Origin of the sequence: Salinispora vitiensis, from assembly GCF_000378825.1 — a bacterium.
Lineage (GTDB): Bacteria > Actinomycetota > Actinomycetes > Mycobacteriales > Micromonosporaceae > Micromonospora > Micromonospora vitiensis.
Genome location: NZ_KB900388.1, coordinates 4,189,818 through 4,203,293 on the forward strand (window position 1 = coordinate 4,189,818; position 13,476 = coordinate 4,203,293).

General features: G+C 67.7%; 9 protein-coding genes, 1 pseudogene and 1 riboswitch. Of the genes and pseudogenes, 4 read left to right on the forward strand and 6 right to left on the reverse strand.

Annotation, left to right across the window (positions count from 1 at the left end):
• Positions 1–51: 51 nt before the first annotated feature.
• Both SALPAC2_RS27080 and SALPAC2_RS0119895 read left to right on the forward strand, forming a co-directional pair.
• Positions 52–675, forward strand: a pseudogene (locus SALPAC2_RS27080) (SMI1/KNR4 family protein); the annotation flags it as partial.
• Between the two features lie 22 nt (positions 676–697).
• Complete coding sequence (locus tag SALPAC2_RS0119895; protein WP_018218384.1) at positions 698–1,339, forward strand: hypothetical protein; 642 nt, start codon at positions 698–700, stop codon at positions 1,337–1,339.
• A 33-nt stretch (positions 1,340–1,372) separates the two neighbouring features.
• Here the strand turns inward: SALPAC2_RS0119895 and SALPAC2_RS0119900 are convergent, their stop codons facing one another.
• A complete protein-coding gene (locus tag SALPAC2_RS0119900; protein WP_020493367.1) occupies positions 1,373–2,662 on the reverse strand; it encodes a choice-of-anchor A family protein in 1,290 nt (429 codons plus the stop codon).
• 354 nt (positions 2,663–3,016) lie between these two features.
• Here SALPAC2_RS0119900 and SALPAC2_RS26460 point away from each other — a divergent pair, with 354 nt between their 5' ends.
• Entirely contained in the window at positions 3,017–3,403 is a 387-nt protein-coding gene (locus SALPAC2_RS26460) for a hypothetical protein (protein ID WP_026184926.1), read from the forward strand.
• A 132-nt stretch (positions 3,404–3,535) separates the two neighbouring features.
• Here the strand turns inward: SALPAC2_RS26460 and metH are convergent, their stop codons facing one another.
• From metH to SALPAC2_RS0119925, 4 genes are all read right to left on the reverse strand, one after another.
• Positions 3,536–7,150, reverse strand: a complete 3,615-nt coding sequence (gene metH / locus SALPAC2_RS0119910; protein WP_018218386.1) for a methionine synthase — start codon at positions 7,148–7,150, stop codon at positions 3,536–3,538.
• Between the two features lie 26 nt (positions 7,151–7,176).
• A riboswitch (S-adenosyl-L-homocysteine riboswitch) is annotated at positions 7,177–7,253 on the reverse strand.
• A gap of 159 nt (positions 7,254–7,412) precedes the next feature.
• A complete protein-coding gene (locus SALPAC2_RS0119915) occupies positions 7,413–8,603 on the reverse strand; it encodes a tryptophan 2,3-dioxygenase family protein (protein ID WP_018218387.1) in 1,191 nt (396 codons plus the stop codon).
• Positions 8,600–9,769: an aminotransferase class V-fold PLP-dependent enzyme gene (locus tag SALPAC2_RS0119920; RefSeq protein ID WP_018218388.1), complete on the reverse strand. Its 1,170-nt coding sequence runs from the start codon at positions 9,767–9,769 to the stop codon at positions 8,600–8,602. The genes SALPAC2_RS0119915 and SALPAC2_RS0119920 overlap by 4 nt, the downstream gene beginning before the upstream one ends.
• Complete coding sequence (locus tag SALPAC2_RS0119925; protein ID WP_018218389.1) at positions 9,766–10,392, reverse strand: tryptophan 2,3-dioxygenase family protein; 627 nt, start codon at positions 10,390–10,392, stop codon at positions 9,766–9,768. Before SALPAC2_RS0119925 ends, SALPAC2_RS0119920 begins: the two co-directional genes overlap by 4 nt.
• A gap of 485 nt (positions 10,393–10,877) precedes the next feature.
• Here SALPAC2_RS0119925 and SALPAC2_RS25200 point away from each other — a divergent pair, with 485 nt between their 5' ends.
• Positions 10,878–12,152: a glycosyltransferase family protein gene (locus SALPAC2_RS25200; protein WP_223874115.1), complete on the forward strand. Its 1,275-nt coding sequence runs from the start codon at positions 10,878–10,880 to the stop codon at positions 12,150–12,152.
• On the opposite strand, the gene SALPAC2_RS0119935 is transcribed toward SALPAC2_RS25200, so the two are convergent.
• Positions 12,112–13,449 (reverse strand): MFS transporter, encoded by a 1,338-nt coding sequence (locus SALPAC2_RS0119935; RefSeq protein ID WP_018218391.1) that lies wholly within the window; start codon positions 13,447–13,449, stop codon positions 12,112–12,114. The genes SALPAC2_RS25200 and SALPAC2_RS0119935 overlap by 41 nt on opposite strands.
• Positions 13,450–13,476: the final 27 nt, after the last annotated feature.

The window sequence follows — 13,476 nt, forward strand, 5'->3', positions numbered from 1 at the left end:
GGGAGGAGAGCCGTTGTGCTCCTTTACGGACAGGACATCCATTCAAACAACACACCATGCGGGCCGGCCCCTCTGCTGCCGGTGGGGGAGTTCTTCGGCACCTTCCACCCGACGGTCGGTTCCCCCGACCGTATCCACCGGGTCCGTCTCGGCGTGGAGGTGTGGGAGTTGGACGACCAGCGCTTCACTCTCTGGGCGTTGGCGCACGGAGCTGGTGCCCAGTTGGCCGAGCAGCCCTGGACCCTTGCGGCGGTACGAGAGGCGGCGGTCAGGCTACTGCCCGGTGTGGACACCGGGCCGCTGCTGGACGGGCTGATAGCCGAGGGGCTTCTCGTCGAGGTCGCCCCGGCGGAGGCGGTGGAGTTCGCGCGCCGGCACCGGGTTGGCGCCCGTCTACTCGGGCTGGGCAACAGCGCCGAGGAGCCCTGGCTGTGGTCGATCGGCTTCTTCGAACGCCCGATGGTGAAGGTGACGCGCACCGTATTCGACCTGTGGGAGCGGGCCCCGGCGGGGGAGAGCCTCTGGGAGATCTGCCAGGCGCTCGCCGCCGAAGAACGGGCGGCCAACGCCACCGACCCAGACCTGTTCGACCCGGAACGGATGCTCACCGCGTTCCTGCGGGAAATCCACCAGCTGCTCGTGGCCGGCGTCATCTACCTGGAGCCGCTGCCGTGACCGACACGACGAGGAACCCTCGATGGCCGAGCCGTTGATCCTGCCGGTGGGGCGCTACACCGGGGAGTTCTTCCCGAGCGTCGGCGCCCCGATGAAGTACAACGCGTTGCGCATCGGCCGGTTCTCGATAACCCTGCCCGACCCGGAAGCCTTCGGGGTGTGGGCCGCGGCGCACTGCCCGGTGGACCGGCCCGGCGAGACCTGGAACCGGGCCGCGGTGATCGAGGCCGCCGAGCGGATCGGTGTGGTTGACCCAAATCGATTTATCGCGGAGTTCCTGGAGGAGGGCCTCCTGCTGGAGGTCGACCTGGACGCCCCGGATCTGGAGGACCTCGCTCGCGCGTACCGGGTGCTGCCGCTCATGGTGTCGTTGGGTAACAGCCCGGACGATCCGCTGAACTACGGCATCGGAATTTTCGGTTTCGCCCCGGTGCTGCGGCTACCGGCGTTGGCCCACGACGTGTGGCAGTGGAGCAGCACCGGCGCCAACCTCTGGGAGGTCTGCACGGCGTTCGCCGACGCCGGTGCTCGAGCGGAGGTGGCGGATGCCCGTGAGCACAACCCTCGGCATGTGCTGCGTGAGTTCCTGACCACCCTGCCCCTGCTGGTCGGGGCGTTCGCCGCCTGCCTGGACGAGGCCCGCCGCGATCACCCGCAGGCATAGGGCCATCGTCCAGGTAGCGGTGCGCCGCTGCGCTCAGCTTTCGGCGTTGCGCCGTCGCCGGTGCGTGAGACCGATTGTGAGCAGGAGGGCGGTGCCGGTCAGCACGGCCAGGCTGCCGGTGAGGAGCATTGACCCGCTGGATGATCCGGTGATTGGTAGGTCGGTCCCGGTCGGGCTTGGTGTGACGGTCGGGGTCCCCGTCGGGTCGACGGTCGGGCTGGCGGTCGGCGTCGCTGTCGGGCTGGCCGTCGGGGAACCGTTGTCGCAGGCGAGTGTGGTGCTGAAGGGATAGTCGTGGATTTCCCCGCCCCGGTGCTCCAGGGTGCGGGCGACGATGCTGCCTTCGGTGTTGCTCTGATCAAGGTCGGTGAAATCGGCGCTTGGCGCGTAGATCGTTCCTTCGACCGTTGCGCCACCGGGCGCGAGGGTGAGGGCGGTGGCGGTGGGGAAGTTGAACAGGATGAACCGGGCTTCGGGTCCGCCGATGCCGGCGAAGTTCGGCGCGGTCCAGTCGAAGATGTCCCCCACGTCGGTGGTGTCGACGTTGACCAACAACGGGCTGCTCGCATTCGGCTGGTCGGGGAAGGTCAGGATGCTGATGTTGTCCAGATCGGCTGAGTTGATGTTGAGCACGTTGGTGGTGTTCGGGGTCAGGTCGATGACGGCGTTGGTCCCGGGCGGGATGGGGGAGGAGATCGGGTCGCCGTTTGGGTCCCGCAGCGCGACGGTGTTCTGGCACGTCGCGAGCTCGGTGGAGTTTGACCGGAAGGTCTGGAACGCCTCCGCGAAGTCAATCACCGAGACGGGGCCGACACTCGGTACCGACTGGTTGGTGACGAGTTCGATCCGGGGCGAGGCGTCGTAGTCGTTGGCCGGCAGGATCCGCGTATTGGCCGGCACGTTGTTGTTGTCAAAATCCCGGACGAAGGTGTCGTTCAGGTTCCCGATCTTCGCGTACCCATTCTGCAGGACCTGGAGGCGGGTGTTGGGCGTACTGTTTGGGAAGTCCACCTGCCCGTCCACGACGAGCGCCGTGGGGTTGTTCTCGCCGGGGGCGAAGAAGTTTCCGGCGCTCACCGTGGCCAGCTGGTACTGCGAGAATGCGAGGTTCCCGCCGACGGCCAGCGTCCCCTCGTTCTCCGTGCCGATCAGGGTCGCGTTTCCCTCTGTCATGACCAGGAATCCTTGGGTGGCCTGGACGGGGTCGATCGGGCCGACGGGCGCGGCGCTGACCACGTTGCCCATCATCACGAATGCGGTGGTGGCGGCTACCGCAGCGGTCGCGGTGGCGCGGGTGGTCATCACCTTTGCGTTTCTGTTCATGATTTCCCATCACATTGACGACTCTTTGCCCTCCTAGGTGATGATAAGTACGGAATGGGTGATTCATGCGTCTTGACCTGTCCGGGCCTGTCGAGTCGAGACCGGGTAGCACCAGACCGCGGCCAGTGCGCCCGACCGCACCCCGCGGGACTGCATGCCGGCGCGGGGGCGCTCCGGCTAGGTGCGAATCGGGGCTGATGCCGGCGACGGGAAATGCCGCCGGATCGAATTAGTCCTCAACATGGCGTGCGCGATGACGACGTAGGCCACGATGCGGCCTAGCGCAGCGACCACGCCGCAGCGGCACCCAAACCGCGAGCCGCGAGTACCACCGGAATACCGCATAATCCGCTCATGACCTCTACCGGCTCCGCACGGCTGTCACTGTGGTCCACAGACTCCTTGTTGTCGATCGGCTCCCACGGCTCGATACTGTCCATCGGCAGTGTCGGCTCGATCGCCTCCATCGCCAGTATCGGATCGGCCGGATCGATCCTGTCCGTCGGCTCCGCGCTGTCGACCGGATCGGCCCTGTCCTGGCGGTCGCGCTGGTCGCTACTGGCTGACCAGTCCTTCGGCGCCGCGCTGGCCTCCCGCAGCAGCACCCGCGCACTCACCGGGCCGCCGGCAGCGCTGGCGGCCGTCGCGCTCGCCGCCTACGTCGGCTACCTAGTGGCGCGCAGCCACCAAGCCGATACAAATCGATCCCTTGTCGGCAAGGTGGCAGGCATCCAGCGGTGATGGTCCATGCCGTCAGGTCAGCGCCGCCAGGCATCGGCCCCGCTCACGGTCGGCGTGGAGGCGAATGCCCGACGACGCTACGGCGTGGAGCTTCCACCCGGCCGGTACCCCACGTGGTCGGTTCGGACGGCGTCAGGACGGTTCATAGGCCAGATTGGGTCGCAGCCACCGCTCGGCGTCGGCGACGCTGATGGCGCGGCGGGCGGCGTAGTCTTCGATCTGGTCCTTGCCGATCCGGCCCACGGTGAAGTATTTCGCCGCCGGGTTGGCGAAGATCAGCCCACTGACGCTGGCGGCCGGCGTCATCGCGAAGGACTCCGTCAGGCCGATGCCGAGCTCGGCCGTCTCCAGCAGGTCGAACAGGTCCCGTTTCTCGCTGTGGTCCGGGCTGGCGGGATAGCCGAGCGCCGGTCGGATGCCCCGGAAGCGTTCGGCGTGCAGGTCGGCGAGGTCCGGTGTGGCGTCTGGTTCGAACCAGTCGCGGCGGGCCTTCAGGTGGATGTACTCGGCGAAGGCTTCGGCGAGCCGGTCGGCCAGCGCCTTGACCATGATCGCGCGGTAGTCGTCGTGCTGGGCCTCGTAGTGCGCGGCCAGGGAATCGGCGCCGTGGATGGTCACGGCGAAGCCACCCAGGTGGTCACCTTCGGGGGCCACGTAGTCGGCCAGGCAGCGGTTGTTCCGGCCGGCCGGTTTCACCGTCTGCTGGCGTAGCATCGGCAGCCGCACCCCGTTGCCGAGGACGATGTCGTCGCCCTCGGAGTGCGCGGGCCAGAAGCCGTAGACACCTTGGGCCTGGAAGGAGCCGTCCTTCGTGATCTGGTCCAACAGGGTGTTGGCGTCGTCGTAGAGCTCGCGGGCCACCGGCTGGTCCAGGATCGCCGGGAACTTGCCCTTGAGTTCCCAGGCCAAAAAGAGGAACTGCCAGTCGATCATCTCGCGTAGCTCGGGCAGGGTGGGCTGGACGGTCCGCCAGCCGGTGAAGGCCGGGGTCGGCAGGTCGCTGAAGTCGACCTGCTCGCGGTTCGCGCGGGCCTCAGCGACGCTGAGCATCGGCTGGGAGTGCCGGTTGGCGTGCGCCTCGCGTAGCCGTTCCTGCTCGACGCGGTTGGCGCGGTCCAGCTCGCGGGCCCGACCGTCGTCGAGCAGGTCGGAGACCACGCCGACGACCCGGGACGCGTCGAGCACGTGCACGGTCGTGCCGTCGTACGCGGGGGCGATGCGCACGGCGGTGTGTTGACGCGATGTGGTGGCCCCGCCGATCAGCAGGGGCATCTTGAGGCCGCGGCGCTGCATCTCGGCACCGACGGCGACCATCTCGTCCAGCGACGGCGTGATCAAGCCGGACAGGCCGATGGCGTCGGCGCCCTCGGCGACGGCCGTGTCCAGGATCCGGCCAGCCGGAACCATCACGCCCAGGTCGATGACCTCGTAGTTGTTGCAGCCCAGGACCACGCCGACGATGTTCTTGCCGATGTCGTGCACATCGCCCTTCACGGTCGCCAGCACGACCTTGCCCTGACCGCGGCCCGGGTCGATCCGGCCCTCCTGGCGGGCCTGCTCCTTCTCGGCTTCCATGAACGGTTCGAGGTAGGCGACCGAGCGCTTCATGACCCGGGCGCTCTTGACCACCTGCGGCAGGAACATCTTGCCGGCGCCGAACAGGTCGCCGACGATCTTCATTCCGTCCATCAGCGGACCCTCGATGACGTTGAGGGGCCGGGGGAGGCCCTGCCGGGCCTCCTCCGTGTCTTCTTCGATGAAGTCGACGATGCCGTGGACCAGCGCGTACGAGAGCCGCTCGTGCACCGGCGTCTCGCGCCAGGAGAGGTCGACCGCACGCTTCGTGCCGGAACCGGTGACGGTCGACGCGAAGGTGACCAGGCGGTCGGTGGCGTCCGGGCGCCGGTCGAAGATCACGTCCTCGACGAGCTCGACGAGGTCGGCGGGGATGTCGGCGTACACGGCGAGCTGGCCGGCGTTGACGATGCCCATGTCCAGCCCGGCGCGGACAGCGTGCAGCAGGAACGCCGAATGCATCGCCTCGCGAACCACGTCGTTGCCCCGGAAGGAGAATGACAGGTTGGAGATGCCACCGCTGGTGCGGGCACCCGGGCAACGGGCCTTGATCAGCGGGAGGGCGTCGATGAACGCCTTCGCGTACCCGTTGTGCTCGGCGATGCCGGTGGCGACCGCGAGGACGTTCGGGTCGAAGATGATGTCCTCCGGCGCGAACCCGACCTTCTCGACGAGTAGATCGTAGGCCCGGGCGCAGATGGAGACCTTCCGGTCGGTGGTGTCGGCCTGGCCGTCTTCGTCGAAGGCCATCACCACCACGCCGGCACCGTAGTCGTGGATCCGGCGGGCCTGAGCCAGGAACGACTCCTCGCCTTCCTTGAGGCTGATGGAGTTGACCACGGCCTTGCCCTGCACGCACTTGAGGCCGGCTTCGAGCACCGTCCACTTCGAGCTGTCGATCACCACCGGGATCCGGGCGACCTCGGGCTCGGTGGCGATGAGGTTGAGGAAGGTCGTCATGGCGTGCTCGCTGTCGAGCAGGTCCGCGTCCATGTTGACGTCGAGCAGGTTGGCGCCGCCGCGGACCTGCTCCAGGGCCACGTCGACCGCGCCCTGATAGTTGTCCGACTCGATGAGCCGACGGAACTTGGCCGAGCCGGTGACGTTGGTGCGCTCACCGATCATCACGAACCCGGTGTCCGGTCCGATCGCGAACGGCTCCAACCCGCTGAAGCGGGTGGCTTCAGGCTGGGCGGCAACCGTCCGCGGCGGGACGCCGGCCACGGCGGCGGCGATCCGGGCGATGTGCTCCGGTGAGGTGCCGCAGCAGCCACCGACGATGTTGAGGAGGCCGGACGCGGCGAACTCGCCGATCAGGCCGGCGGTTTCCTCCGGCGTTTGGTCGTAGCCGCCGAAAGCGTTCGGCAGGCCGGCGTTGGGGTGACACGCCACGTAGCTTCCGGCGATCTTGGAAAGCTCCTCGATGTGCGGGCGCATCTCGGCCGCACCCAGCGAGCAGTTCACGCCGACGACCAGCGGGTCGGCCCGCTCTACCGAGCGCCAGAAAGCCTCCACCGTCTGCCCCGACAGCGTCCGCCCGCTGAGGTCGACGATGGTGACGGAAATCCACAGCGGCAGCTGCGGCGCGACCTCACGAGCAGCGGCGATTGCCGCTTTAGCGTTCAACGTGTCGAAGATCGTCTCGATCAGCAGGAGGTCGACGCCACCCTCGGCCAGGGCCGAGATCTGCTCCGCGTACGCCGCGCGCACTTGGTCGAAGTCGACGGCGCGATACGCCGGGTCCTCGACCCGCGGCGACAGCGACAGCGTCACGTTCAGCGGCCCGATCGAGCCGGCCACGAATCGGTTGTCGAACTCGTCCGCCGCCTGTCGGGCCAGCCGCGCGCCCTGAACGTTCATCTCCCGAACCAGTGACTCAAGCCCGTAGTCGGCCTGGCCGATGCTCGTCGCCGTGAAGGTATTGGTGGTGGTGATGTCGGCGCCGGCGGCCAGATACTGCCGGTGTACGTCGAGGATGACGTCGGGTCGGGTGAGGTTGAGCAGGTCGGGATCGCCAGTGACGTCCTGCGGGTGGTCGACGATCAGGTCGCCTCGATAGTCCGCGGCGGTGAGCTTCGCGGCCTGCAGCATCGTGCCCCAGGCGCCGTCCAGCACTAGAACCCGCTGCGACATCAGCTGCCGCAACGACGATGCCGTGCTCTTCTGGCTCACTAACGCGCTCAAGCGGCCGCCTCCAAAGCTCGGAGGCGCCCTTGTTTTAATAAATCAGGGCCGAGCGTGGCGGGCTCTGCCCGTCGCAGCGCCTCTCGACCCGAGCCAGATAGTACCCGATCCGCGTGCCTGGGCGTCCCGACGAGACGTCGGCATCTGACTGCTGCGGGCGGTCACGCGGCAAGCCCCAGGTGTCGGCCGCGGGGCGGTGGGGCGCTGCCAGCTCCTGGCAGTCACTGTTCCACCACCCCGCGTGGGATCCTTATGCCGCCCTGCCTCCGCCGGTGAACACCGGTATGTCGCGTACCTGCTGGAGATACGGTGTGCCGGGGGTGGAACCGGTGCCGGGCTGATCGCCCAGCATCCGCACCGCCAGCGAGTAGTGCGTGCGCCGCCACGCTCGTATCGCCTCGGCGAATGCCTCCATCGCGGGTGTCAACTGCGCGTCGACCCCGCCTGTCGGGGGCAGGGACGCGAGCTGGGACTGCACCGTTGGCTGTCCCTGTTCCACCCGCTGTAGCACGCCCGGCACGGCGGCGAAGGCGATCGAGTGCAGTCGTGCGAGTTCCGGGCGCCGGCACAACGACTCCACCAACTTGTACGAGTCGCTTTGGATCGCGCTGGCGCCGTCGGTGTACACCCTGAACTCAGCGAATGACTCTGGTCGCATCGTCGCCAGCAGCGAGAATAGCGGCGCCGACTCACGCAACACCGCAGTAGCCGCGTCCAGCCCGCGGGCCGCTGCCGCCACCGCCTGTTGACTCAGCTCATTGACCACCGCCGACAGGTTGACCGCCACCAGGGCGAAGGTGCACTCCCAGGCCTGCAACACCCGGATGAAAAGGTGCTCGTCGTGCACGGTCGATACGGGCAGCATCGACAACGCCACCGCCTGCCGCTCATCGGCGTCGAGTGCGGATTGGACCCGTTGCCAGACCTCGTGTGGGTCAACGTCGTGCCCGAGGTCGTCGGTCAATCCGAGCCGCCTCAGCACCGGCGTCAACACCCGGGTGCCCAGGCGAATCCTTTTACCGGTCAACGTCGCCGTCGTTGCCTCCCCACCGGTGCTGGCAAACCGGACCGTGTCCGCGATCAACGCGGCCACCAGCCGGTCCCGACACCGCAGCGCGGCGGCCGTGTCCGGCGTCAGCCCGTTATCGCTCTGCCCCGGTTGGGGCAGCAGTGGCAGCGCCAGATACGTGTGGTAGCAGTACCGGCCGTCGGGTTTGTCCAGCATCACGTCCAGCCACGCACGCAGCAGCTGGCTCGACGCGTACGACCCCGGTACTGAGCCGAGCTCGGTGCGAGTCTGCTGCAGGGCGGCCACCAGCTCCCCGTCCAGGAAGTGCTTGCCTACTCTATGTAGCTCGTCGGTGACCACCGCGTACGGAAAGTTGTCGCTGTGTCGTGGCCCCACCAGCCAGGCGCGGATCGCGACGGCTGCCGTGGTCATGACGTACCTACCAAGGCGTTCTGCCCCGGATGGTCGGCGTTGAACCGCGCGAGCAGGTCACACGCCGCAGAAACCTCTGCCGGGGTGCTGTAGGCGTGTACGGCGATCCGTACGACCCCGCCTCTCGGTGACACCGCCACCTGCTGATCTGCCAGCCACGCCGTCAGCTTCTCCGGTTCGGGGTGACGTACCGCCAGGTGTGCGCCATGCTCCTCGGGCGCTTGGGGTGTGGCTATGCTCCAACCCGCCGCGCTCAGCTGCCGGTGGGCGTCACCGAGCAGCATGGTCACATGCTGTCGTACCGCCTGCAGGTCCAACTCGTTGATCAGGGACAGGCCTGCCGTGGCGGCGTAGACCGCTGGCACCGCTGGGGTACCCGCCTGAAACCGGGCTGCCCGCTGCGGCCAGTCCAGCTGGCGTGAGTCCCACCGGTGTAGCGCGCTGCGACCCTGCCATCCCGTCAGGTCCGGCCGGCGCTCACCAACGGTCCTTTCGTATAGTCCGACCACGCCCGGTAGTCCCAGGGCGTATTTGGAGAACCCCGCGATGAGGTAGTCGCAGTCCCACCGTGCCACGTCTACTGGTTCGACTCCGAGGGCTTGGTAGCCGTCAACAACCACCATTGCGCCGGCGGCATGTGCCGCGTCGGTGATCTCTCGGATGGGCAGTCGTACCCCGTCGCGGTAGGTGACGGCAGGTATCGAGACCAGCGCCGTTCGTTCGTCCACCGCTTGGAGATAATCCTCGCCTGACACCCGGCCCGCCTGGTCACCGACGATGACGACCTCGGCGCCACGGGCTTGCTGCGCCAACCACACGTGCGCCAGCCCAGGAAACTCCGCACTACTCATGACAATCTTTGGCCTGGGTGACCAGGGCAGCGTCGAGGCGACCTGAAATGCCGCTGTTGACGCGTCCGCGAGTAGCGCGACCTGATCGCCTCGGCAGCCGATCAGGTCGGCAAATCGGTCGCGTAGCAGCCCGATCTGGGGTTCCCAGGTTTCCCACGCGGACGTGGGCCCGTCCATCGCTGCTGTCATCGCCAGCAGTGCTGCCTGGACCCGGGTGGCTCGCGGCGCATGGCTGCACCAGGCGAGGTGGGTCCAGTCCAAACCGGCGAACTCGTCCCGGGCCGGCCCGAAAGCATCCACACCGCGCCGGGTCATGACATCAGCTCCGAGTGGGCCGTCAGCTCGTCGCGTACCGCCCACAGCGCGGGGAACAGCACCTTCGAGATTGACTTGGCCAAGGTTGCTACCGGCATTCCCTGTGTGCCTACCCCGGCCGCCCCGACCACCCGCTGCGCGAGCACGACGTGCTGCATCCGCCATAGCCGAACAGCCTCATCGAGATCGACCATGCGCTCCGCCAGTCGATACAGCGGCTGGTCCGGCTGCCCTCGATACAGCTCCGGCAGCGATACCCGCGCCACGGTGCACTGCTGATCGAACTCCTGCTGCAGCTCTCGTGCCGCGCTACGTAGCTGCCGCCAGCCCGGAGATTCCGCTCCCGAACCGTTGCCCAGCCGGGGCCGTAGCCGCGCGAACGCCTGCGGTGTCAACTCCGACAACATCGGCAACAGGCCGGTCGCTGCGCGTACTGTCGCGCATGCTCGGCGGAGTAGGAGCTCGGCCGCGCTGGTCACGCCGGCGTTCAGCTCTTCCCTGGCGCCGGTAACCGCTTCCGATGCGACCTTCAGCAACAGCTCCGTCGCCTGATGAGTTGAGACGAACAGGAGCTCGTCGCGGTCGTGTTCCGGCTGCAGTCCGAGGAGATCGCCGGTACGCATGTAGCTGGCGTACTGGCCGCTTTGCGGCAACTCATCCTGATCAGACGCACGTGCCACTAGCCCGTTATGTACCATTCGTTATTCCCCCATGTCTTGCCACTAAAAGACCAGAAAGTCGATGCGGTGCCTGCCACCGAGGCCGCTACCCGGCTATCTCGCTCACTGCCGGCGCAACTGACTGCAGTAGACAAATGCCGCCAGAGCTAGCTAGCCGCTTTGCCCGTGCTTTCGGCAGTACCAATCGATTTGCCACAAAACGCCGGAAGGTGACACGCCCAACCAGGACAAATTAGAGCCCCGCGACCAACGATCATGGACATGCCGGGAGCCTAACCGTCCTACATGCTTGATGCTCGAGTGGGTCTGGCTGAACGGACGCGATGGGTTGCGGCCCCTGGCCGACTGAGCCCAGCTACGAGCCGGGCCATAGAATCCCGGGCGGCCTGTTTGAGCGGCCGATCAGCCAATGTTCCTGAGGGAGCTCCGTGACATCGTTGAAGCGTGGTCTCGTGCCGTTGCTCGTCGCGCTCGCGTGGGTCGGACTCTGGGCGGTGGCGCTCCGGCCGGCGGTGGATCCGACCAACGATGGCTACCGCTACGCCCGCATGGCCCTCGAACTGCTCGGCGAGTCACCGGACGACGCCCAGCGGGACGCACTGACGGCCTACTGCGGCAAACTGTCTCGCGTCGAGGCCCGGAGAGCGTCGGTCGACCCGCTGACCATGTACGACCCTCCCCAGATCGTTCAACGCATTGAGGCGTGCATCGCGCAGTACCCGGACGGGCTGACGCCGAACGAGCCGCGCTACGAGGCGATCTTCAACGACCGGATCGGCTACCCGGCCCTTACCACCCCGCTCGTGGCGATCCTCGGCGTCAACGCTGGTCTCACGGTGACCTCTGTGCTGTGTACCGCGATCGGTGGGCTTCTGATCGTCCGCCTGCTGCGGGAGCTCGGCGTACCTCTACATCTCGCGGTCGCCGGTCAGATCGCCTATTACGGCTCGCCAATCGGATACTGGGGCGCCTATCCGTTAACCGAGGGGCCGGCAATGGCGCTCACCGTGGCCGCCCTGCTCGGCGCGGTGTGGCTACTGCGACAACGCACAGCGGCCGGGGCGTCCCTGCTGCTCGGCGCGCTGGCTACCGGTGCCGTGCTGCGATTCTCCACCTTCTTGCTGGTTGCGGGCGGGCTAGCTGCCGCCGGGCTGCTCATTCTGGCTACCAGCCGACGGCATCGGCACCTCGGGACCGGTCTGGTAGTCGGCATCGGCGGTGTGACCACCGTCGGCATCCTCACGAGCGTCAAGCTGCTCGGCCTGTCCGGCGCGGGGGAGACACTGCAGGACAAGTGGACCAACCACTTCACGCGTCCCGATGTCGCCGACCCCTGGCAGCGGTTGGTCGACCTCAACGTCACCTATTGGTCGCAGTGGCTACAGCAGGAGTTGGGGTCGCCGTGGCTGCTGCTCGGTCTGGGCTTTGGTGCGTGGGCGCTCCTGCGCCACGATCGTGCTCTCGGGTGGCTGACGCTAGCCGTGGCCAGCACCGGACTGGCCACCCAGGTGGCCCATCCGGTAGTCAGCCAGGGCAACCGGCTCCACATCGCGCTGTGGCTGGTGCCCGTTGTCGGCATCCCGCTACTCCTGGCGAGGAGAGAGTGGGCCCGCAGGCCCGGCGAGCCTTCCGCCCCGGTGGCCGCTGCTCCGACACCGCTGCCTAGGCCACCGTCCGAATTTCCGGTGATGGCGCAAAAGTAGCAGCCAATTCAGCCCGGTGCCGGTACAGCAACGTGACCATCCAGAGGGCGACGAGGAAACCCCCGACTCCACCGACGGCGAAGGCGGTGGGGACGCTGGTGACCGCCGCCAGCACGCCGCCGGCGAGGGCGCCGATCGGGATACCACCCCAGACCAGCGTCCGATAGGCGCCCAGCACCCGGCCGAACAGTTCCTCGGGGATGAGCGCTTGGCGCAGCGACATCGTGAGCACATTGCTGATCGAGGCGAAGAACCCGGCCAGGCCGTACAGCGTGCCGCCAAGTACCGCGTTGTCGGTGAGGCTCATGGCGATCACCGGAAGTGGGGACAGCACCAAGGTCAGGCCCAGGGTGCGGATTCGGCCGCAGTGTCGGCCCACCGCCGGAGCGACGAGGCCGCCCACGAGACCGCCGAGACCGGCACCCAGCACCACGAGACCGTAATTCGCCTCCGGTACGCGTAGCACGTCCAGGACATAGAGCACCAGTACGGCGTTCGGCACACTCTGCAACACCGACGTGGCAGCTATGCCGGCGGTCAGTTCCCGCAGGAGGCGATGACCCCAGAGCCAGCGCACTCCGGCGGCCAGCTCGGACCGGAACCCGGCGGCCCGGGTGATCGTGCCTTCCGAGGTGATCGTGCGTTCCGGGGTGAACCGACCAGCCACGGTCACCATCACCAGCGCGGCGACGGCATAGAAGGCCACGTTGCCCACCAACGGCGCGGCGGCGGCCAGCGCGAAGATCAGTGCGCCGACCGGCGCCCCGACGAAGGTCTGCATGCCGGATTCCGCGGTCACCAGGAGACCGTTTCCCCGGTCGAGCTGGTCCCGGCGCACGATCTGCGGCAGCACTGCCCGGGCCGCGCTGTCGTAGAGGGTCTCGGCGCACCCCAGCGTGAACACCACCACGTACAGGAGCCAGATCGTCGCCGTGCCGGTCGCGACGGTGCCGGCCAGCAGCGCGAACAACACCGCCCGAAAGAGGTTGGCTCTGATCATCACGCGACGCCGGTCGGACCGGTCGACCAGCGTCCCGGCCGGCAACGCGAAGAGCAGCCAGGGCAGGAAGGAGAGCCCGGTGAAGGCCGCGATCAGTACCGGATCGCGGGTCAGGGTGGCCGCCAGCAACGGTACGACCGCCCGGCTGACTCCGTCGGCAAGGTTCGAGGCCGCGGTGGCGCCGAACAACCGCCAGAACGCTCCGTTGAGCCGGCGGTCGAGGCGCTCTGGCGGGGCTGTCGACAGCGGCTGCTCGACCTCGGTCACCGGGGTCGAAGGCGGGTGCGGCGATGGCATTGACGAAAGCTTTCGGATAGCGGTGCG

Coding starts and splice junctions, on each gene's coding strand:
- SALPAC2_RS0119895 (WP_018218384.1), top strand. CDS start 698: ATGGCCGAGCCGTTGATCCTGCCGGTGGGGCGCTACACCGGGGAGTTC.
- SALPAC2_RS0119900 (WP_020493367.1), bottom strand. CDS start 2,662: ATGAACAGAAACGCAAAGGTGATGACCACCCGCGCCACCGCGACCGCT.
- SALPAC2_RS26460 (WP_026184926.1), top strand. CDS start 3,017: ATGACCTCTACCGGCTCCGCACGGCTGTCACTGTGGTCCACAGACTCC.
- SALPAC2_RS0119915 (WP_018218387.1), bottom strand. CDS start 8,603: ATGACCACGGCAGCCGTCGCGATCCGCGCCTGGCTGGTGGGGCCACGA.
- SALPAC2_RS0119920 (WP_018218388.1), bottom strand. CDS start 9,769: ATGACCCGGCGCGGTGTGGATGCTTTCGGGCCGGCCCGGGACGAGTTC.
- SALPAC2_RS0119925 (WP_018218389.1), bottom strand. CDS start 10,392: ATGCGTACCGGCGATCTCCTCGGACTGCAGCCGGAACACGACCGCGAC.
- SALPAC2_RS0119935 (WP_018218391.1), bottom strand. CDS start 13,449: ATGCCATCGCCGCACCCGCCTTCGACCCCGGTGACCGAGGTCGAGCAG.